At 37.2% G+C, this 20,420-nt stretch carries 18 protein-coding genes; 8 read left to right on the forward strand and 10 right to left on the reverse strand.

Annotated features, from left to right (window positions below; translation table 11 throughout):
- Window positions 1-395 precede the first annotated feature (395 nt).
- A complete protein-coding gene (locus CRT24_RS00565; RefSeq protein ID WP_099369316.1) occupies window positions 396-662 on the forward strand; it encodes a hypothetical protein in 267 nt (88 codons plus the stop codon).
- 5 nt (window positions 663-667) lie between these two features.
- On the opposite strand, the gene CRT24_RS00570 is transcribed toward CRT24_RS00565, so the two are convergent.
- Both CRT24_RS00570 and CRT24_RS00575 read right to left on the reverse strand, forming a co-directional pair.
- Window positions 668-1,537 carry a hypothetical protein gene (locus tag CRT24_RS00570; RefSeq protein ID WP_099369317.1) on the reverse strand — a complete coding sequence of 290 codons (870 nt, stop codon included), beginning with the start codon at window positions 1,535-1,537 and terminating at the stop codon, window positions 668-670.
- 4 nt (window positions 1,538-1,541) lie between these two features.
- Entirely contained in the window at window positions 1,542-2,075 is a 534-nt protein-coding gene (locus tag CRT24_RS00575) for a hypothetical protein (protein ID WP_099369318.1), read from the reverse strand.
- Window positions 2,076-2,393: 318 nt separating this feature from the next.
- On the opposite strand from CRT24_RS00575, the gene CRT24_RS00580 reads away from it, so the two are divergent.
- Window positions 2,394-4,202: a hypothetical protein gene (locus CRT24_RS00580; RefSeq protein ID WP_099369319.1), complete on the forward strand. Its 1,809-nt coding sequence runs from the start codon at window positions 2,394-2,396 to the stop codon at window positions 4,200-4,202.
- A gap of 57 nt (window positions 4,203-4,259) precedes the next feature.
- On the opposite strand, the gene CRT24_RS00585 is transcribed toward CRT24_RS00580, so the two are convergent.
- From CRT24_RS00585 to CRT24_RS00595, 3 genes are all read right to left on the reverse strand, one after another.
- Window positions 4,260-5,627: a RagB/SusD family nutrient uptake outer membrane protein gene (locus CRT24_RS00585; protein ID WP_180269025.1), complete on the reverse strand. Its 1,368-nt coding sequence runs from the start codon at window positions 5,625-5,627 to the stop codon at window positions 4,260-4,262.
- A gap of 17 nt (window positions 5,628-5,644) precedes the next feature.
- On the reverse strand, window positions 5,645-9,124 hold the full coding sequence (locus tag CRT24_RS00590; protein WP_257213899.1) for a SusC/RagA family TonB-linked outer membrane protein: 3,480 nt from the start codon (window positions 9,122-9,124) through the stop codon (window positions 5,645-5,647).
- 418 nt (window positions 9,125-9,542) lie between these two features.
- Window positions 9,543-10,598, reverse strand: a complete 1,056-nt coding sequence (locus CRT24_RS00595) for a sugar phosphate isomerase/epimerase (protein ID WP_099369320.1) — start codon at window positions 10,596-10,598, stop codon at window positions 9,543-9,545.
- Window positions 10,599-10,807: 209 nt separating this feature from the next.
- Between CRT24_RS00595 and CRT24_RS00600 the strand changes: the two genes are divergently transcribed.
- Window positions 10,808-11,212, forward strand: coding sequence for a hypothetical protein (locus CRT24_RS00600; RefSeq protein WP_099369321.1), 405 nt, complete (start codon window positions 10,808-10,810; stop codon window positions 11,210-11,212).
- A 39-nt stretch (window positions 11,213-11,251) separates the two neighbouring features.
- Here CRT24_RS00600 and CRT24_RS00605 read toward each other — a convergent pair whose 3' ends face one another.
- Complete coding sequence (locus CRT24_RS00605; protein WP_099369322.1) at window positions 11,252-12,478, reverse strand: glycosyltransferase; 1,227 nt, start codon at window positions 12,476-12,478, stop codon at window positions 11,252-11,254.
- Window positions 12,479-12,554: 76 nt separating this feature from the next.
- Between CRT24_RS00605 and CRT24_RS00610 the strand changes: the two genes are divergently transcribed.
- Window positions 12,555-13,136 carry a tRNA-(ms[2]io[6]A)-hydroxylase gene (locus CRT24_RS00610; RefSeq protein WP_099369323.1) on the forward strand — a complete coding sequence of 194 codons (582 nt, stop codon included), beginning with the start codon at window positions 12,555-12,557 and terminating at the stop codon, window positions 13,134-13,136.
- A gap of 39 nt (window positions 13,137-13,175) precedes the next feature.
- Here CRT24_RS00610 and rlmN read toward each other — a convergent pair whose 3' ends face one another.
- Window positions 13,176-14,258, reverse strand: a complete 1,083-nt coding sequence (gene rlmN / locus CRT24_RS00615; RefSeq protein ID WP_099369324.1) for a 23S rRNA (adenine(2503)-C(2))-methyltransferase RlmN — start codon at window positions 14,256-14,258, stop codon at window positions 13,176-13,178.
- Window positions 14,259-14,493: 235 nt separating this feature from the next.
- Here rlmN and CRT24_RS00620 point away from each other — a divergent pair, with 235 nt between their 5' ends.
- Window positions 14,494-14,829 (forward strand): hypothetical protein, encoded by a 336-nt coding sequence (locus CRT24_RS00620; protein WP_099369325.1) that lies wholly within the window; start codon window positions 14,494-14,496, stop codon window positions 14,827-14,829.
- Here CRT24_RS00620 and CRT24_RS00625 read toward each other — a convergent pair.
- On the reverse strand, window positions 14,826-15,710 hold the full coding sequence (locus CRT24_RS00625) for a DUF4349 domain-containing protein (RefSeq protein WP_099369326.1): 885 nt from the start codon (window positions 15,708-15,710) through the stop codon (window positions 14,826-14,828). The two genes, CRT24_RS00620 and CRT24_RS00625, sit on opposite strands and share 4 nt — an antisense overlap.
- A gap of 73 nt (window positions 15,711-15,783) precedes the next feature.
- Window positions 15,784-16,818, reverse strand: coding sequence for an LLM class flavin-dependent oxidoreductase (locus tag CRT24_RS00630; RefSeq protein ID WP_306473153.1), 1,035 nt, complete (start codon window positions 16,816-16,818; stop codon window positions 15,784-15,786).
- A 195-nt stretch (window positions 16,819-17,013) separates the two neighbouring features.
- Between CRT24_RS00630 and CRT24_RS00635 the strand changes: the two genes are divergently transcribed.
- Window positions 17,014-17,658 carry a ComF family protein gene (locus tag CRT24_RS00635; protein WP_099369327.1) on the forward strand — a complete coding sequence of 215 codons (645 nt, stop codon included), beginning with the start codon at window positions 17,014-17,016 and terminating at the stop codon, window positions 17,656-17,658.
- On the opposite strand, the gene CRT24_RS00640 is transcribed toward CRT24_RS00635, so the two are convergent.
- On the reverse strand, window positions 17,655-18,041 hold the full coding sequence (locus CRT24_RS00640; protein ID WP_099369328.1) for a VanZ family protein: 387 nt from the start codon (window positions 18,039-18,041) through the stop codon (window positions 17,655-17,657). The two genes, CRT24_RS00635 and CRT24_RS00640, sit on opposite strands and share 4 nt — an antisense overlap.
- 190 nt (window positions 18,042-18,231) lie before the next feature.
- Between CRT24_RS00640 and CRT24_RS00645 the strand changes: the two genes are divergently transcribed.
- Both CRT24_RS00645 and CRT24_RS00650 read left to right on the forward strand, forming a co-directional pair.
- Entirely contained in the window at window positions 18,232-18,567 is a 336-nt protein-coding gene (locus CRT24_RS00645) for a PadR family transcriptional regulator (protein WP_099369329.1), read from the forward strand.
- A gap of 24 nt (window positions 18,568-18,591) precedes the next feature.
- Entirely contained in the window at window positions 18,592-20,373 is a 1,782-nt protein-coding gene (locus CRT24_RS00650; protein ID WP_099369330.1) for a PspC domain-containing protein, read from the forward strand.
- Window positions 20,374-20,420: the final 47 nt, after the last annotated feature.

A 20,420-nucleotide genomic window follows, 5' to 3' on the forward strand; every position in this document is an offset into this window, starting at 1 on the left:
GGGGAATAAAATTTGTTTAGGGTTAGGAATTTTTTGGTTAATCAGGTTGTTGTTTCAATTTTTTGTTTATCCGTCAGCCTTGTGGAAAGGGAAAAAATTTGAGACAACGATACATATCCTTGCTGTAATTTTTTGGGGATACTTGTGCTATGTATTCATTTTCGGCTATTTTTCTTCTATTTCATCATAAAAGGATTGGTTCTATGAAAAACTTTAGAGAATACTCTCTAGTTTGTAAAATTTATGATAAATTTATAAATGTTGTAACATTATTTTAATGATCACTAGGTAATTACAGATGACTTGTGTAAATTTGTAGCTACAAAATGAAAACTATTCGGTAGATTTAATCATAAGTTTACAAACAAAGGTTCAGGTATTAATTGTAGCATGTTATGGAAAGCAGAAAAAACACCGACATCACTTTATCAGAATTAGCTTTACAACGTAAAATATCTTATGCAATCATCTTTGGTGGTACCATTGTTATGGCGATCTTGATTGCCATGGTTGGACTTTTTGTTAAGAAAGACGTTGATTTAGCAATGATTGTTTTAGTAACTGCAACTATTTTGAGTATTATTCCTTCCATTTTGAAGCTGAATAAAATCAATGCAATCATTAAAGCTAAAGAATCTGATGTAGTTTATTCTAGATCATAGCTGGTCTATTCTGTAGGCATTGCAAGATATATCTCATTTTTGGACAAAATCTTCCCGTTTTTGGCGGATGGAATTAACCCGACACCATTCATATCATTATATACTTTATAAATAAAGTAATTATCACCTTTTTTCAAAGGTCCGATATCCTCTGTCATAGGTATCATTACGGTATTATTGTCAAAGTACTTCACTTCAATTTCTATTTCCTCATTAATAAGTGCAAAATCTTGATCTTCAGCAAAGAATATCTTAAGGGCTTCACCTGCAGGATTTGTTCCTGGTTGTGTCCCGGAGGGCATTTGAATCAATGATTTACCTTTGATGTCATCTGACTTTTTAGCTACCAATGGTTGATTCACAAACTCTTGATTGAAGGTCGCAGTCTGGGAATTTGGTTCCAACCATTCATTAAAAACATCAACCTTAAAAGAGAAGGGTGTTTTGGAACCATAGATTAGGTAGGGTTCTTCAACACGATTTTCTCCAGTCAATGGAGATAATTTTTCTTCTTTGAAAACATTAAATTCATTCTTGTCAAATCCAATATGGATTCCTGCTAAGTCCTTTGGATCAGCATAATTAAAAGATAGTTTCGCATTAATTTTTCCATCCTTTTCTTCAAATGTCAAAGTTTTATTCTGAAAAGGTTCTAATTCTTTGACCCAGTTCAGCTCGTTTGCTGTAAGTTTGCGGTATTCTTCAGTTTGTTTGACATCTTTAATATCTGTAGCGGATATTAAGTTTTCTTGAAAGATGACAACCTCTTTTTTTATAGGATCTACTGTTACTGTTGCTTTTTCAGCGATTAATCCGGGTTGCTCACGCATAAAGAAAGTTCCCAAGATGATATATATAATTTTAATTACTTCCATTTTTTCATTCGAATTGTTGTGTTAACTTTTCAAGTTTTGAATCCGCTTCATTTAATAAGTCTGGGTCAATCTGCAATACCCTGTCGTATTTGTTGAGCAAGCCCTGTTTATTTTGTATTTCTATATATGCCATTACTGTGCCATCTCCCCAAAGATGATCATAAATAAATGCTGCTCCGGTATCTGATTCGTCAGTATATGTTGCTAGGTCTTTAATCCAGGAAAGCATTGGAATAATCTCCTCATAATTTTCAGAATATTGAAGAGACATGAAATACCATGTGTTTTTTTCTTCATTATATTCCTGTTTACAGAATGCATAATGATCTTGAAGCAGATGTTCTAATAGGTGTCTATTGGATTCAACATTAAATGAAAGCACATCTTTTAAATCTGGTTTGCTGTACATCATCCTTGAATCCCACCATTCAAGCCAATTCGAATTCAAAGTACTTGATTTTGGGCGTGCATTTAAAAATGCATTAAGATTTTCTTTTGAAATCTTAACCTTTATAAATAATGAATTTGGTTCAGACATAATTTAATTGATATGATTATTGTAATAAAAAAACTAGATAATATGATTTCCTAAAACAAAAACGCATGAAATGATATATTCAATATCTAATTCATATTAATATATGGCATTTTCAATCTGCGACATAATGATGAAATTAATTTTTAATGCGTATATTTTAGAGGAATCTTGTATATACAATGTATATACATAAATATTAACAACTTGATATACAATAGATTGAATTGCATGGCTAGGTTTTTGATAATTTAGATTTTGATTGAATCAATTGAAAAAATTTATAGATTGCCAATACCTATTTTCGGCTCAATTATCTTTATGAAAAACATATTATTTATACTTCTTTTTCTGAGTACTTCGGTTTCATTTGGTCAAGGTTTGCTCAAAGGGACGTCTGATGTTCTTCGGAAAATAGATCAACTGAACTTGAAAAATCAGGATGATGAATCATTAAAGATATTGGATAAAGCCTTAAAAAATCCTGCTACCAGTCCTGACGACTTAATATACTTATACACTTATAAAAGTGGAATTCTTTTGGACCAGGATAGTTTAAAATTGAGCAGTAATTTGGTTGATCAGATTTTTGTCCAAGCTCAAAAAACAACTGATTCAGTATCTCAAGCTATGGCTTTGCGATCAAGAGCGTATTTAAATAGTTATTTAAACTTAACTGACCAAGTTATAAAAGACTCTAAGGACGCGTTGAAATTATTGGAATCCAGGAAGGACCAAAACAGACTGAAATATTATTTAAACTATTTGATATATGCTACATACAGTGGTTGGAATGAAAGTGACAAAATGGAGCACTATATCAAAGAGTGCGAAAAATATGCATTAGCGGAAAACAATCAAAACTTTATAGCGAATGTATATTTAGGGTATTCGAGTGTTTTCCTTAATCGATACCGTAAGGATAAGGGAAAATCTGATTTGGACAGTAATTATTTTTATCTACAAAAGGCTTATGATTTATTTGAGAAATTCCCGGAGGAGGTGAGCAGTAATACTTTTGTGATTGCATGTATCAATATGGCGAACTATTTACTGGAATTTTCAGAGGGACCCATAGCAGATCGGAAGGAGACGGCTTATAAATATTTGGCTAAAGCGGAAGAAGAGCTGAAGCATGACCGTGCAAGATTCAGCCGATGGATCAATATATATGGGATTAAGAGCGATTTTGCCTTGAAAGAGGGCAATATTCCGTTAGCTGAACAGTATTTGTTGGAGGCGATCAACCGATTGGATACCAGAAAGGACAATAATTTATTGCGTCTTGAATATTCAGTTTACAAACATTTGTCTGATATTTCTGAGAAAAAAGGAGATTTAAATTCAGCACTTAACTATCAGAAGAAGTCGGAATCTATATTAAAACAGAATTTCGACCAACAACAGATTGCGAGTGCTCAGAAATTGGAAGTTCAATATGAGACTGAGAAGAAGGATGAGCAATTAAAGTTATTGGGTGAAACGGCAGCGTTGAGGCAGCGCCAGAACTATTTATATGGTGGCTTGGCCGTTTTGGCGATGTTGGGATTGGCTTTTATGTTTCGTTCGTATCATTTTAAGCTGCGTTATTCCATCGAGCGTGAAAAGCAATTGTCGAAGGAAAAAGAGGATGCTGAGCGCAATGCAGAGATGCAGGTAAGGTTGGAAAAAGAGGAACAAGCGAGGTTGAAGGCCGAGCAAGATTTGCTTGAATTAAAGCATTCGCAGTTGCAGAAGGAAGCCTTGGCAAACTCACTGATCATTGATCATAAAAATGATATGCTGAAGCAGATTCAGAGCAAACTGCAGGATGGCGATTCAAGGGACATACAGAAATTATTGAAGGAAGAGACCTTGTTGAATGCCGACTTTGAGGACATAAAGTGGCAGATCCAGCAATTGCATCCGACATTTTTCTCCCAACTGATTGAACGGGCAAATCAAAAACTGACACCATTGGATTTGAGGTACTGTGCCTATATTTATTTACAGATGTCGACCAAGCAAATTGCCCAGGTTTTGCATGTTGAGGCTCAATCAGTACGGATGTTCAAATATAGATTGAAACAGAAATTTGGCCTATCAAAGGAAAGTGATTTAGAAACTTTTTTGCAAGAGGTAGGTTCCTAAAAATCAAAAAGCTCCAAAATGTTTTTGGAGCTTTTTTAATAATAATATAATCTAGTTTTAGTAACCTGGATTTTGTGTTAATCCACCACCCAATGAAATTTGAGCTGTTGGAATAGGGTAAACCAAGAACTGTTCATTAGTCAAATTATATTTTCTCATTGCCAGTTTCGTTCTGACATAATCGAACCAAGTTTCACCTTCGAACATCAATTCGCGTTCTTTTTCTTCCTGTACACCAGTAATAAAGTTCGCCAAATTGCTGTAGCTAGTGATTGGCTGTACTACTCCGGCACGTTCTTGTACCATCTTCAGTGAATTATAGGCTGCTTTGCTCACGCTGTTGTCCACTCTAGCTTTTGCTTCTGCATGGATCAGGTAAATCTCAGCTAAACGGATCGCTGGTACATTTTGACTAGCAGGAGAGAAATTCGGGTATTTACCTATAAAATAATTGTCATTACTTCCTTTCTTGATCGTAAATGCTTTTCTTTTGTCAGCATCTTTGTAGATATCAAGCACCGTTGAATCTTTTGCAAAGAACAATACCGAAGGGTTGTCATTTGAAACTGCTGCCAAAGTATTGGTCGCTTGGTCATCAAACTGTATTTCAAATATTGCTTCGTTGGTATTTTGCGTGGTGAAGATGGTTGTAAAATCTTGCACCAAATTATATCCGCCAGCCGTGATAACTTCGTTAGCCAAGTCCGCTGCTTTCTTGTAGTCATTGGTGAATGAAGCTTCGTACAGATAAACCTTTGCTAACAGAGCTTTTGCTCCATAGTGTGATGCTCTACCTCTAGCGGCATCTCCTGAATATGGATTTTCCTTTGGTAGGTCAGCAATTGCTTCGGTTAAGTCTTTTACGATTTGAGCATAGGTTTCTTTTTTCTCCACTTGCGGAGTTGCTAAATCATCTCCTTCTTTTGTTGCAGTAAGTTTCAAAGGGATTCTATCAAATGCACGCACCAAGAAGAAATAGTTGAATGCTCTTAAGAATTTTGCTTCCGCTATGAACAGCTTCTTTTTATCATCAGAGATCATTGAAGCATCCATTTTAGGAACTTCGTCGATGATATTGTTAGCGGCATTGATAGTTGCATATAGCGCTTGCCATAAATTGGATGTCCACGGATTATTAGCTTGTACTTCATGGGCTGCAAACATTTCGTATTCTGGGAATACGGCTGAATGTCTGACATGGACCGCTGAGAATTCGGGAACTATAATGGTAGACTGACCCCAGGAGAATGAATTCATCATGGACCTATATGCGCCGATAACAGCGGCATTTGCATTGGTTTCAGAATTGAAGAATTCGTCTTGAGCAATTTGTCCTAAAGGATCTTTGTCTAAGAATTTATTACATGATGTACTTGCAAAAGCCATCAATGCAACGAATGTTAAGGATAAGATTCTATTTTTCATTTTCATTTTTGAGGCTTTTAGAAAGTTAAATTAATACCAGTTGTAAATATTCTAGGTTGTGGGTAACTACCGTAATCATATCCATAAATCAATCCGGTATTAGCACCTCCATGACTAGAACTTACCTCTGGATCATAACCTCTATATTTTGTAAATACGTAAGCGTTTTGTACGGTTACATAGAATCGCAATCTTTTCATTTTGATGCGTTCTGCGACTTCGGTCGGCAAAGAATAGCCCAATGTTATATTTCTTAATCTAAAGAAGGAGCCATCTTCTACGAATCTAGAGGATACAGCACCGTTGTCCAAACTACCTGGAGCAGGTCTAGGTACATCAGTGATGTCTCCTGGTTGGCGCCATCTGTCGACAAAATCTATAAATTGGTTAGAACTCGGGTTGAATCCTTCAAGTCCTGATGCCAAATTGTAGTTGAAGATGTCATTTCCATATGAAAATTGACCCAAGATGCTTAAGTCAAAATTCTTGTATTCGAAGTTATTGGTAATACCACCGAAGAATTTTGGGTTTGGATCTCCAATCATTACATGATCTTCATAGTCTGTTGGAGCTACCATTTGTCCATCTTTACCAAGGTAATCGATCATTCCTGTTTCAGGGTTTACACCCATTGCTTGCCAACCATAGAATACACCCAAGGGTTGGCCAGGGATAGCTCTGTTTAGGTCGCCCACACCACCGCGCATTTCAGTTAATCCTTCAGGCAATGCTAATACCTTGTTTCTATTGAATGTCATGTTTAAGGAAGTATTCCATTTGAACTCACCCACAAGGTTCTTGCTGCTGATTTCGAACTCAAAACCTTTGTTTTCGATATCACCTGAATTGGTGAACCTGTTTATATATCCTGAACTAGTCAAAATAGGTAGGCCGATCAATAAATCCGAAGTCTTTTTGTAATAGTAATCAGCTAATAGGGTAATTCTGTCATTGAACAAACCTACGTCTGTTCCGACATTCCATTGTCTGGTCGTTTCCCATTTAAGGCCTTTGTCTCCCAAAACATTTGGAACAAATCCTGCTAGGCCCATGTAGTTATTTCCTCCAGAGTATAGAGAGCGGCTGGCGTAGTTTCCGATATTTTGGTTACCAGTAATACCCCAACTTGCTCTAAGTTTCAAGTCGCTGAAGGTTGCATTGTCTTGTAGGAAATCTTCTTCTGAGATTCTCCATGCTCCGGCCAATGAAGGGAATACTGCCCAACGGTTGTCGGCACCGAATCTAGAAGATCCATCCATACGCACATTTGCATTTAAAATATATTTATCCTTGTAGATATAGGTTGCTCTAGCAAATCCAGAAGCTATTGCCCATTCTTCCGGATATGCATTTGCTCCTGTTATCACACCGCCAGCAGTTACATAAGGGATGTCATTGTTAGGGAATCCTGCACGTTGAGCATGGGTGAACTCTAATCGAGATCCCTGTACTGATAAACCTGCCAATGCATTAATGCTGTGGTCACCGAATCCTTTATCAAAAGTTAAGGTTGTCTCATTGATCCATAATTGATCTCTGGTGCTTCTGCTTGCCCCAATACCACCTTGCGCAGCGTATGAACGCAATCCTGTTGGAGGCATAAAGAACGTTTCATCGATAAAGCTTAAGTCAGTTCCAAAACTGGTTTTCAATAACAATTCTGGAATGATGTTATATTCTGCACTGGCATTGGCCAAGATGCGGTATGTTTTAGCTTCGTTTACTGGAAGTTCAAGCATTGCTACGGGATTCTCACGGGTCAATCTAACTTGATCGTAATAATAGTTTCCATCTGGGCCATATACTGGAATGTTTGGAGGAGAGAAGATACCAGTTTTTGTTGATCCTTCTTTTGAGTTTTCCTCCTGTACACGGTGGTTTGTTGCTTTTGTTAGGTTGATGGATGTAGCAAACCTCAGTTTGTCATTATGTTGATGATTTAAGTTCAAGCGACCGCTCAATCTGTCAAAATCTGAAGACAGAATGACCCCGCCTTGTTTCATATAACCAACGGAGGTATAATATTGAGTTTTGTCACTGCCGCCAGAAGCAGAAAGCTCATAGTTTCTAGTAGCTGCAGTTCTGAAGATTTCATCTTGCCAATTTGTATTGAGGTTTGGGTTTGCAAAAATCTGATCAGGGATTGTTGCATTTGGATCTTGTTGTTGCAATATACTGTAATAGTCTTTCATATAATCCTGGTATTGCGCAGTATTCATGAAGTCATAATATCTTTCAGTAGGAACTTGTGAGAATCCTTCATACATATTGAAGTTGAATTGGCTCTGTCCAGCCAGTCCTTTTTTAGTTGTAATGAGCACGACACCATTTGCGGCACGAGATCCATAAATTGAAGATGATGCGGCATCTTTTAGCACTTCGATAGATTGCACATCGGAAGGGTTAATTGATGAGAGCACATTGATACCTTGGGTACCACCACCAAAATCAAAGGTGGATCCTCCAGTAAAGTTTGTTGTACTGTTTACGGGTATTCCATCTACTACATACAAAGGGTCTGAGCTGGCGTTGATGGATGTTGTACCACGAACACGGATGCTGATACCACCACCTGGCGAACCTGATTTTTGAGTAACTTGTACACCACCAGCTTTACCTTGGATTGCTTGTGTTACACTTGGTAACACTTCATCTTCGATTTCATTGGCGCCTATACTGGAAACTGCTGTTGGTAAGGTAGCTCTTTTCATTGTGCCATATCCCACCGCTACCACCTGTACAGATTCGATTGTATTGGTTTCCGTTTGCATCACTACTTGGATGTCTTTTCGGTTTCCCACGGTCTGAGTGATGGGCTGATAGCCTACAGAAGTGAATTGGATTTTATTTTGTGGTCCAGCTGCGATTTCAAATTTACCGTTTTGATCCGTACTTGCTGATAGATCAGTTCCGACTACTTTGACTGTTATTCCAGGGAGCGGTCCTGAAGGACCAGTTACCGTACCTGTTACTACCTGCTGACCGGATGGAGCTGTAGTTGTTCCGGTAGGTTGAGCGGCCGTGCTATCTGTTACCGTAGTCTTTGTGCTATCGGTTATGATAGTTTGGGTGCTGTCCGTTTGGATGATTGTTGAATCTGTTTGTGTAACGGTGCTATCTGTAACAGCGGTCGTACTGTCTGTAGCTTGGGTTTCTGCGGCCTCAGATTCTGCTGTAGCAGTTGACAACTTAACATCCAATTGTTTTTGGTTGTTGACATGGATTTCTTGAGTAGCATATCCCGATTTTAGGAAAACCAATATTCCATTTGGATTAGCGGCGATTTTATATTCGCCATTTTGATCCGATAATGTACTGTTGGTTGTTCCTTTTTCAGTAATTACCACTCCTTCCACAGCAGTTCCCGTTGAATCTGTTATTTTACCAACAATATCCAAAGAATCTAATTCGGGAGTTGAAAGTTTAGTTAAGTAGTTTGTTTCAAATTTGTGGGCCTTTTCTGTTGTACTTGCCCGGCCATGTAGGCAAAATAGCATAAGAGCGCACGCTAAGAAAAGGCAACGATTAAGGATTTGCATCATATGTTTAATTAATTTACAGGGTAATTTTCACTAAAAATTCTTTTTATCAGGTGATTATTATAGCCAAAATGTGAGGGAACATATTCAAGCTTATTCACGACCATTATATCAAGTTTGTTACATTTATATGTATGTATTAAACGCACTCAAACGTATTTTGTTGTTAATTTTTGTGAAATAATTAAAATCTATCCCTTTTATGCTTATATCGTGTAGGAGCATCAATTTGGGTTAGGAGCCTAGGAGGGCGATTTTGACGGTTTTTTGAGGGGAAATTTTAGATATAAAAAAAGCCAATATTTGTTGGACTATTTGTATGAAAAAAGAGCCGATCTGAACAGAACGGCTCTTTAATTTTATATAGTTAGGGAGATTATTTTAGCCCTAATATTTCTCTATTGAAATCTTCATTTGCTCCAGTTGCAGCAAAGTCATCAAATGCTTTATCGGTAACTTTAATGATATGATCTTTTATAAATTTGGCACCTTCAGTTGCGCCATCTACAGAGTTTTTGATAGCACACTCCCACTCCATTACAGCCCATCCATCAAAATCATAAGCTGCAAGCTTACTGAATATTCCTTTGAAGTCTACTTGTCCATCTCCTAAAGATCTAAATCTTCCAGCTCTTTCTACCCAGCCAGAATAGCCACCGTATACACCTTGTTTTCCCGTAGGGTTGAATTCAGCGTCTTTGACATGGAACATTTTTATTCTATCGTGATAATGATCGATATAACTTAAATAATCCATTCCTTGCAATAAAAGGTGGGATGGATCATAAAGCAGGCAAGCCCGGGGATGATTATTTGCGGCTTCCAAGAATCGCTCATAGCTCACGCCATCATGAAGGTCTTCACCAGGGTGTATTTCGTAACACACGTCCACACCGTGTTTATCAAATTCATCTAATATTGGCAACCAGCGATTTGCCAATTCTTTAAATCCTGTTTCTACAGCACCAGCAGGACGTTGTGGCCATGGATAAACCATCTGCCATAACAAGGCACCACTAAATGTAGCGTGCGCATTAAGACCAAGATTAGCAGAAGCTTTTGCTGCTAATTTCAATTGATCGATAGCCCATTCTGTTCTTGCTTTGGGGTTGTTTCTAAGTTTTTCAGGAGCAAAACCATCAAAAAGTTTATCATAGGCAGGATGTACAGCCACCAATTGACCTTGCAAGTGAGTTGAAAGTTCTGTGATCTCAACACCTTGTTCATTTAGTTTTCCTTTGATTTCATCGGCATAGGTCTTGCTTTCAGCAACTTTGGCCATGTCAAAGAAATTTGGGTCGTTAGTAGGGATCTGAACTCCTTTGAATCCTAAGGAACTTGCCCATTTACTAATGCTTTCTAAATTATTGTAAGGTGCTTCATCTGCTATAAATTGGGCTAGGAAAATGCCCGGACCTTTTAATGTTTTCATAAATTATTAGTTTTAATAAATATAACAAATCCATTCATTAAATAGTGTATTGCTAACACTAAATTCTACTATTATAACGAATCATTTGCAATTTTTAACTTAAGTGCAAGGTTTCTTTTTATCTGATTTAACAATTATTGGCATAATGATTGAAAGTATGCCCAAGAGTTAAGAATTAGTGAAATTATAAAAGAAAAGAATAAGATATTATGAAAAAGTTTTTGATCTTGGGTTTAGTGGCATTGGGTTTTTCTTCTTGTAGCAAGGAGACTATTGACAGTGCGGGAAGAGATGTGGCTCAAAACGTTATTAGAACGGGCGAATGGAAAAATGTTGTTAAAACAGTGAATGTTGCGGGGAAAGAAGTTTTAAGAGATACCATTGCAGCACAATCAAAAGGAACATATCTAGATTTTGATAAGGATGGGTTTGCTTATGTTTATGATGGAAAAGGTGGTTCTAAATCGTTTGCTTACGATATGCCAACTAACAAATCGATGAATTTTGATAAGGTTTCTTATATGATTAAAGAAAATATTATCCAATCTACAGTGAAATTTACTTTACAAAATTCTTCAGAAACTACAACAACAACAATAGAGTTTAAGAGATAATAAAAATTAGGCTTAATTTTGAGAACTGGCGCATGCGTTTTACGTGTGCGCTTTTTTATTTTTTGCTTCTATCCATTGCGACATATATTTTGTAGCAAGAAACTGGTTAGTCCATAAAATCTCACCTACTATATTCATGGAACGGTGATGCTGTAGATCTGTTTGTATGGATTTAATTTTATTGATGAAGTCGGTTCCCCAATTCTCATCAAATAATGCTTTCAAAGCCTCCTCTGATTTTTCTCTTGCTAATTCCCATTGCTTTTGGTTTTCATGAAGTACAATTGCATGGTCAATCAGTTCTTCATTATTACCAGCTATAAACCCTGGCCATTGGAAATTATTCATCATTCCTTCGGCTCCAACTTGCGTAGTTACAGAGGGAGTGCCAGCGAATAACGCATCTATAAATTTACCCTTTTGTCCAGCACCGAAAGGAATAGGTGCAAGGAGTACGCGGTAATGTTCCATCGTTTCAATTGCATTTTCTGCACGCCCTTTTATGATGAAACCATGTTGGGCATTGTGAAGTTGAAACACTTTTTCTGAAGGATATGCTCCATAAATATGGATTTCAGCTTGTGGTAATCGTTTTCGAACCTGTGGCCACAATTCTTTGAGAACCTGGACAGTTTTCCAATTTGGCTCATGCAAGAAATTTCCGATGAACATAAAGTTTTTACGCTCTGAATATGCTGGGGTCGGTTTGTTTCTTTTAGTGACCTGAAAAGGTAAGTATTCCAAAATCTTTGGATCGATTCTGAATTGCTCATCTAATAATTGCATTTCATATTCCGAAATAATCAAGCTCAGGTCTGATCTATAGATGGACGCTAATTCGCGTTTTGCAAGGTCATTGTTGAAATTGATTTCATTTTTCGCAAGTCCTTTTTTATAGGCTTCCTGTCTAGCATTCCTAACAAAATGCAAGTCTTCGGTATCCAAAATCCTAATGGCATTGGGGCATGATTGGGCCACCCTCCAGCTGAATTGTTCTTCAACCATAAATCGGTCAAATAAAACAAGGTCTGGATTCAATTCTTTGATATATTCATCGAAGGAGGAGTCGTTCAGGAGAATTTCTTTTTCAATAATACCTTTGCTGTTTAATGGGAAAGAATGTTCAGATTTGCTTGCTGCTGAAGCGAATGTAATAGCGTATCCATTATGGAGAAATAAGTCAATGATCTGCAGCATCCTCCATCCTGCGGCTGAAGACGTTGGTTCTGGCCACACCAACCCAATAATTAGCAATGATTTACTCATGTTGCAAATTACTATATTTTCATCTATTTAGTGGGATGATTTTGTTTTGATTACCTTTGTGGATATTTTTCATGTTATGTTAGGACTTAAACTTTTGACAGACCCGAGGTGGGCCAATATTGCAGAATCCAATCTGGAGGAGATTCTTACTGATCATGCGTGGTGTGAGCAAAAAGCAGCTTCCAATGCCATTTCATTAATTACTCAAAATTCAGAACATGAAGATTTGGTGCATGAACTTACTGCAATTGCCATTGAAGAAATGGAGCATTTCAAAATGGTAATCGATATAATCAAAGAAAGAGGTTACGAGCTGGGCAGAGAGCGAAAAGATGATTACGTAGGGCAGCTGATGAAATTTGCGAAGAAAGATGGTTCAAGAAACCAGGCTTTTATTGACCGGTTGTTGTTTGCTGCTATGATCGAAGCTAGAAGCTGTGAACGTTTTAGAGTGCTCTCAAAAAATATTCAAGATCAGGATTTGGCGAAATTCTACCATGACTTGATGGTTTCTGAAGCAAACCATTATACCACGTTTTTAAACTTTGCCAAGAAATATTCGAAGGATGTGGATGTCGACAAGCGATGGAAGGAATGGTTGGAGTTTGAAGGAAATCTGATTCAATCGTATGGTAAAAAGGAGCAAATCCATGGATAAAGGAAAAGGGCTGAAAAAACTTCAGCCCTTTTTTATGTTTTAGTTTACCTGGTCGGCTTCCTTTTCCTTAATTGCTAATTGTCCACAAGCGGCATCAATATCTTTTCCACGACTTCTTCTCACGTTTGTGATAATTCCTTGACTACGAAGGTAGGCAGCGAATTCATCTATCTTATCAGCCTCAGCATTTACAAAATCTGCTAGTGCAATGGGGTTGTATTCTATGATATTGACCTTGCAAGGTACATTTTTACAGAATTTTGCTAATTCTTTTGCGTCCTGGATTTCATCATTGAAATTATTGAAAACAATATATTCAAAGGTGATTGGGCTTTTAGTTTTAGCATAGAAGTATTTCAGTGCTTCTGCTAATGCTGCCAATGAATTCTGCTCATTAATGGGCATGATTTCATTTCGTTTTTTGTCATTTGCAGCATGGAGAGAAAGAGCAAGATTGAACCTTACCTCATCATCTCCGAGTTTTTTGATCATTTTGGCTATACCAGCTGTCGATACGGTGATTCGCTTAGCTGCCATATTTAATCCGTCAGGAGAAGTGATGCGATCCACTGACTTCATCATATTGCTATAATTCAACAAGGGTTCGCCCATTCCCATATAGACAATATTGGTCAATGGATGGCCGTATTTTTCTTCAGCTTGTTTAGCAATCAACACAACTTGATCGTATATTTCATCTGCATTCAAATTACGCTTTCTGTCCATATAACCAGTTGCGCAGAATTTACAGGTCAAGCTACATCCTACTTGAGAACTGACACAAGCCGTCATTCTATCATCTGCAGGAATCAATACACCTTCAATGATATTATTGTCGTACAAGGTGAAACTACTTTTAATGGTTTTGTCGGAACTGATTTGAGACTGCTTTACTTTTACGGCATTGATTGTGAAATTCGCTTTTAAAGTTTCGCGTAGTGATTTGCTCAGGTTACTCATTTCATCGAAATCGGTACAGGATTTTTGCCACAGCCATTCATAAATCTGTTTTGCACGAAAGCCTTGTTCACCCATTTCAACTAGTGAATCTTTTAATTGAGCTAAACTTAAGCTCCTGATATCTACCTGTTTTACTGCTTTTTCCACGGTACAAAGATACATCAAAAATTATAAGCTAGAAGTAATAAAATTCCTAGAGCCTTTGCGAGAGGGTTGAATGCTAAATAAAGATTAACTGTTTATTAACTTTTTCCTGTCATGATAATGGTTCAAATGATTATTTCTATACTTATAAAATTTTTGTGGATTAATATTCATTAGTATTGAAAATCAGTTATTTACTTTTTCTTGTGCCTTTTTTATGCTGTCATGTTTACAGGTTAAGAGGAGTTCTTGTGTGCAAGATTTTAAAGAAAGTTTTGCAGAAATAAAGGAATCTGGAAACATCGATTTTGAATCTGTAAATTGTTTTCCTTGGGATACTTTAATGATGTTAGCACCCTATCATTACAACGAACAGATCAAAGAAGAAACCGGAATTGTACTTCCCAATAAACTCTCGAAGCCTTATTCAGATAAAGCCTATTTTGTTTTCATCCATCATAATCAAGTTCAAGAAATCATAACCATCAGCACAGAACAATTTGATTTAATCCAATATATCCGACAAAGAGCATTTTCAAGAAGCTATATTTTATGGGATAGAGAGAATTTAAAGGATCTAGATTTCTAAATCTGAACGTTCTCTATATTCTTATTTTGTTTTCTTTTTTTGATTACTTTTTTGATGACAAAAATCAGAGTTCCCAAAATTATCCAAACAGGCCATAATCCAATGATCCCTAAAATTAGGCTTTCTATTATATTCCATCCGAAATTTATGGATTCTTTGATCTGTACCCAGAAAGAATTGCTTCCCATCGGTAAGTTCGCTTGGTACTCAAACAGGTTTACTGTTAGTGTGCTGTAATTGATTTGATTGCTTAAATTTCGATAGGTCGCTTCATTGCTATCAATATCTTCTTGCAATTGTCTGATCTGTTCTTGGATTTCCAATAATCCTTTTACGTTTTTAGCACTCGATACCATCGCCTGATAACGCTCAAGGTAGGCTCGTTTACTTTTCAATCTAGACTGAAGGTCAAAATATTGCAAGGACACATCTTCTGCTGATATATTCTTCTCGGTTACATTGTCTTCACCGCTTTCTAGGGCTGTCATCATGCTTTCGAAAGAAGTTGTTGGTACTCGAATAATTAAATTATAGGAGGTAAGGTCATTATTGTTGTTGGTAGTTTCTTGTTGATAATATGCGCTGAACCTTTTCATCAACGCATCCAGGTTTTTCTTACTCTTTGTGATATTTTTGGATTCAATAGAAACATTTCCGTTTTTGATGATCTTGACATGATTTGGAATGCTTAATTCTACTTTATCACGAGGCTCAAGTGCATAATCTTTAACTCCTGCAAATTCATCATCCGCCGCTTCCGCAGGTTCCATTAAAGTTGCTGGTGAAATTTCAACTGATTTTGAAGATGTTTCATCATTTTTATCTGCGCATGATCCCATTGCAATCAGCAAGATCAGGATCCATAAATTATTTCTTTTCATAACGATAATTTAAAGTGGGATGCTAGACTTGCTGAAATTCCATAAATAAAAAAAGGGCCTAAGCCCTTTAGTTTTATTTTAATGCATCTTTCACTTTTGGGATGATCTGATTACCATAAAGTTCGATTGCTTTCATCATTTTGCTGTGATCAGGGCTACCCACATCTGTATGTGCTGAGAATCTTGTCAACCCGAAGGTTTCATGCAATTGAAGGATCTTATCTACAGACTCATTAACATCCCCAACAATCAAGTGTCCGTGGTTTGATCTGCCATAATCATATTGCGTACGTTGGTATGGAGGCCACCCTCTAGAAGAGCCTATTCTATTCATCTGTGCTGAATAATATGGGTAATACCAATCAGCAATTTCCTTTGAGTTTTCTCCAAAGAAAGAGTGCATATGTACTCCAACTTGATATTTGCTCATATCGTGGCCATTGTCTTTATACGCCTGTTCATAGACTTCAAACAGAGGTTTGAAGTTTATTGGAGAACCTCCGATAATAGCGAACATCACTGGCAATCCCAATCTGCCTGCTCTAATTACCGATTCTGTTGTTCCGCCTACGGCAATCCAAATCGGAAGCTTGTCATTGACAGCTCTCGGATAAATGGTTTGGTTGATTAAACTTGCGCGATGCTTTCCTGTCCAGTTTACCGTTTGTGAATTATTTATTCGAAGCAATAGATCGAGTTTTTCCTCAAACAAGGAGCTGTAATCTTTCAAGTCATACCCAAAAAGCGGGAATGATTCGATAAAAGAACCTCTACCGGCCATTATCTCGGCTCTACCGTTTGAGATTAAGTCTACGGTTGCAAAATCTTGATAAAGTTTAACAGGGTCAGAGGAACTCAACACTGATACTGCCGAGCCTAATTTTATTCTATTGGTAACCGTTGCTGCGGCAGCTAGAACTATTTCTGGCGCTGCAACTGCATAATCTGCCCTATGGTGTTCACCCATTCCGAAGAAATCCACTCCGACTTCATCCATCAACTTTATTTCCTCAATGATTTCTTGAAGTCTTTGTTTAGCGGGTTGTATATTTCCTGTTTGAGAATCAATTTGCAAGTCCCCAAACATGCCTATTCCTAATTCCATCATAATATTTTCCTTAAAGTATACTACAAAAGTACGACCTGAATTGTTCTGATTTCTTGATGTATGGTAAGAAAGAGGGAGTTGATTTAAACTTCAGTTCATGTTCTGTTTATCTTGAAAAGGTAGATTTAGGCAAAAACCGTTATGCTGCATAGATACTTCCGATCGTTGGTTCATCTTTTTTTTCCAGAACTGTGCATGGGTTGCAATAACAGTTTGGTGGAACAAGAAGAAATGGTTTGTACAGCCTGTCTATTCCATCTTCCGAAAACTGATTTCCATATGGATTGTAATAATGATTCGGTTCAATTACTGAAAGGCAAGTTTCAATTTAAGTTTGCCTGTTCCATGTTGTATCTTTCTTCAGGATCATTAGTGGAGAGGCTTATCTACCACTTGAAATATAACAATCATCCACAGGTAGGTTATTATTTTGGAAGGCTCTATGGCAAGGACTTGCTGGATTCTCCATTCATGGAGAAGATCGATCTTGTAGTGCCGATTCCATTGCACCGAAAGCGATTGAACAAAAGGGGCTATAACCAAAGCGAGTATTTCGCTAAGGGATTAGCAAAATCACTAGGGTCCAAAGTTGATAGCAAAACTTTAATCAGAAGAACCTACCAATCTAGCCAAACGAAATTGTTGACTTTCGAAAGGTTTCTGAACGTAGAAGATGCGTTCCAATGTATTGACCCTGAAAAATTTGGTAATATGAATATTTTGTTAGTTGATGATGTATTGACTACCGGTTCAACGATTGCATCAGCTGCAAATGAACTCAATAAATCGGCGCCATCTTGTAAGATTTACATCGCCAGTTTAGCTCGCGCCAAGATTTAAGAGTATTGGAATTTTCTGTTGTACAGCAGTAAATAACTAAATAATGCCATCCCGATTCCTACATAGTCTGCAAAGATATCCCACCAATCTGCCTGTCTAGTATTTGTAAAATACATTTGGGCACCTTCAGTAAAGAATGCAAATAGCGATGCAACACAGAATACAACGATAAAAGTTTTCACTTTTGTTGCTCTTCTTTTGGTGTCCACAAGTCGTCCAAATAGGATTAGAGTTGTCAGTAAATAAAAGCTTCCGGTATGAACTAGTTTGTCAAAACCAGGAAAAAAACCATCTACGGGGATGTCGTTAGCGGGTAGCAACATTAAAAGCATCATGATGATTGCCCAAAGAATTGCCCAAGCATAATTAATTATCCAATTCATTGATGTTAAAAGTCGTATTTAAAACTCAGATATAAAAGCTTTTAAAGCTTTTTTTTGTTGTCCAAATGAGTGCCAAAAAAAATATTTAAAAATTATTATACTGAAAATTAGGTATTTATATATTTTGCACCAAAAAATATAGTACTATGTATTGCAAAGTACCATCCAAAGGATATATCTTTGTATTGTTATGATAGCTGAAAATACACAAACCCAAATGAGGAAAGGAATACTGGAATACTGTATTCTTTCAATTATTTCTCGGGGAGAAATATACGCCTCGGACATTATCAGCGAGTTGAAGAAAGCTGAGTTGTTGGTGGTTGAAGGCACACTATATCCATTGCTTACGAGATTGAAAAACAACGGTCTCTTGAGCTATATCTGGAAGGAGTCAACTTCTGGTCCACCAAGAAAATATTATCAAATCACTTCCGAAGGAATGGAAGTATTAAAAAGATTGGATGTAACCTGGAAAGAATTGGTATTCGCTGTGGAGACATCCTTACAAAACAGAGAAATATAACTATACCATTAACTAAATACAGCCATGAACAAGACAATAATTATCAATATAAACAGTATCGTCTTCCACATTGAGGAGGATGCATATGAAACCCTTCGATCATACATGATCGAGATCAAGAGGCATTTCGGGAATTCCGAGGATAGCCGCGAGATTCTAGAAGATATCGAGAACCGTATTGCGGAGATGTTTTCTGAGCGTATCCAAACAGGGCGCAAGGAGGTCATCAACCGTGAGGACGTGGATCAAGTAATTGCTCAAATGGGTAGAGTAAGTGATTTTGATGCTGAATTGGGCGATGAACCGAAAGTTGAATCAAAAGTTGAAACAGATCCAAAAGCAGCTTTTGCTGATACTGCGGAACAAGTAAATTCTGACGAGCCTGAGTTCAAGGAAAACCCAGAGCAAGGTTCTGACTATGGATTCACAGAATACCTTACCTCCAAGAAGTTAATGCGTGACATGGACGATAAGGTGTTGAGCGGTGTTTGTAGCGGATTGGCTCATTACTTCAATATTGAAGCGAAATGGGTACGAATTATTTTCGTATTATTCTTTCTGTTCGGTGGATCTGGTGTGCTATTGTACTTTGTGCTTTGGGCGGTAATGCCTAAGGCTACAACCCGAGCTGATAAATTGGCGATGCGCGGTGAACAGGCCAACCTACACAACTTCAAGAAATCTTTTGATGAAGAAATGAAAGGTGTCCGTGAAAATTTTTCGGGGGCCGGCGAGCATATTAGTCGAGGCGCTCGTTCGGTTGGAGACTCCTTAGGATCTTTTTTCTCGGTAATTGGAAAAATATTAGCCGTATTGGTTCTGATTTGGGCAGGTTTGAGCATCATCGGTATTTTCGTGTTCTTTGTGTTCAATGTGTTGAATATTATGGGTTACCAAAACCCAATGTTCTTCCCTCCATTAGAAGTACTTGACCCGGCATCAGCATTTTTTGCCATACTAGCTGGGACAGTAGCTATCATCATACCTCTATTGGCTATATTCTTTATCATGCTACGCGTGATCTTCAAAACTAAGCCAATGAACAATTATGCAACCATGTCATTGTGGGCAGCATGGATTGTTTCTATTGTCATGATCCTTTACTTCGTAGTGGTTACCAATCAGGATTTTGTTGAAGAAAGTACCATTTCAATAGAAAAGCCAATTGAACAAAAGGATACTTACATCATCAGTGAAAATGATGTGAGAGTAATTAGGGCATCAGATGAAGATTTTGTGCAGAACAGAATTGGTTCTGGAAAGAATGGTTTGTTGAAGGGTAACTACCTGCGTAATGAAATTGCCATCTATATTGAACCATTGGATTCATTAAAAGCTCCTTATATCCAATACAACTATAATGCTAAGGGTTCTTCATATGCGGATGCTTCAGCAAGAGCTTCGAAAATCGCTTACCAAGTGAATCAAAAAGGTGAAAATATCAACTTCGACAGTCATTTTACCTTACAAGACAAGCAATTGATTCGTGATCAAAATGTTCGAATGAATCTATATTTACCAGTTGGTACTAAGGTTTTGTTGAATCGTAATATGGATTGGAAAGTTAGGGATATTTGGGCGCATGATTGCAAAGGTGATGACAAGGCAAAATTTTCTGAATGGATTATGACGAAAAGTGGTCTAAAATGCATCATTAAATTAGAAGAAGAAAAAGCTAAAGAAGCGGAGAAATTAAAAGAAGAGCAAGAGGAGAAAGAAAAGGAAGCTAAAAAGGAAAAGAAAAAAGATAAAGAAGAAGCAACTTCAGAAGACGAAAAATCGTCTTCTGAGGAAAACTTAGCATAATATTAAAATTTACCAAACCAACGATTAACATACATACTAACCAAAAT

The sequence above is a fragment of the Sphingobacterium sp. 1.A.5 genome (genome assembly GCF_002734235.1).
GTDB classification, from domain to species: Bacteria; Bacteroidota; Bacteroidia; order Sphingobacteriales; family Sphingobacteriaceae; genus Sphingobacterium; species Sphingobacterium daejeonense.

Coding starts and splice junctions, on each gene's coding strand:
- CRT24_RS00565 (WP_099369316.1), top strand. CDS start 396: ATGGAAAGCAGAAAAAACACCGACATCACTTTATCAGAATTAGCTTTA.
- CRT24_RS00570 (WP_099369317.1), bottom strand. CDS start 1,537: ATGGAAGTAATTAAAATTATATATATCATCTTGGGAACTTTCTTTATG.
- CRT24_RS00575 (WP_099369318.1), bottom strand. CDS start 2,075: ATGTCTGAACCAAATTCATTATTTATAAAGGTTAAGATTTCAAAAGAA.
- CRT24_RS00580 (WP_099369319.1), top strand. CDS start 2,394: ATGAAAAACATATTATTTATACTTCTTTTTCTGAGTACTTCGGTTTCA.
- CRT24_RS00585 (WP_180269025.1), bottom strand. CDS start 5,627: ATGAAAAATAGAATCTTATCCTTAACATTCGTTGCATTGATGGCTTTT.
- CRT24_RS00590 (WP_257213899.1), bottom strand. CDS start 9,124: ATGCTATTTTGCCTACATGGCCGGGCAAGTACAACAGAAAAGGCCCAC.
- CRT24_RS00595 (WP_099369320.1), bottom strand. CDS start 10,598: ATGAAAACATTAAAAGGTCCGGGCATTTTCCTAGCCCAATTTATAGCA.
- CRT24_RS00600 (WP_099369321.1), top strand. CDS start 10,808: ATGAAAAAGTTTTTGATCTTGGGTTTAGTGGCATTGGGTTTTTCTTCT.
- CRT24_RS00605 (WP_099369322.1), bottom strand. CDS start 12,478: ATGAGTAAATCATTGCTAATTATTGGGTTGGTGTGGCCAGAACCAACG.
- CRT24_RS00610 (WP_099369323.1), top strand. CDS start 12,555: ATGTTAGGACTTAAACTTTTGACAGACCCGAGGTGGGCCAATATTGCA.
- rlmN (WP_099369324.1), bottom strand. CDS start 14,258: ATGTATCTTTGTACCGTGGAAAAAGCAGTAAAACAGGTAGATATCAGG.
- CRT24_RS00625 (WP_099369326.1), bottom strand. CDS start 15,710: ATGAAAAGAAATAATTTATGGATCCTGATCTTGCTGATTGCAATGGGA.
- CRT24_RS00630 (WP_306473153.1), bottom strand. CDS start 16,818: ATGATGGAATTAGGAATAGGCATGTTTGGGGACTTGCAAATTGATTCT.
- CRT24_RS00635 (WP_099369327.1), top strand. CDS start 17,014: ATGGGTTGCAATAACAGTTTGGTGGAACAAGAAGAAATGGTTTGTACA.
- CRT24_RS00640 (WP_099369328.1), bottom strand. CDS start 18,041: ATGAATTGGATAATTAATTATGCTTGGGCAATTCTTTGGGCAATCATC.
- CRT24_RS00645 (WP_099369329.1), top strand. CDS start 18,232: ATGATAGCTGAAAATACACAAACCCAAATGAGGAAAGGAATACTGGAA.
- CRT24_RS00650 (WP_099369330.1), top strand. CDS start 18,592: ATGAACAAGACAATAATTATCAATATAAACAGTATCGTCTTCCACATT.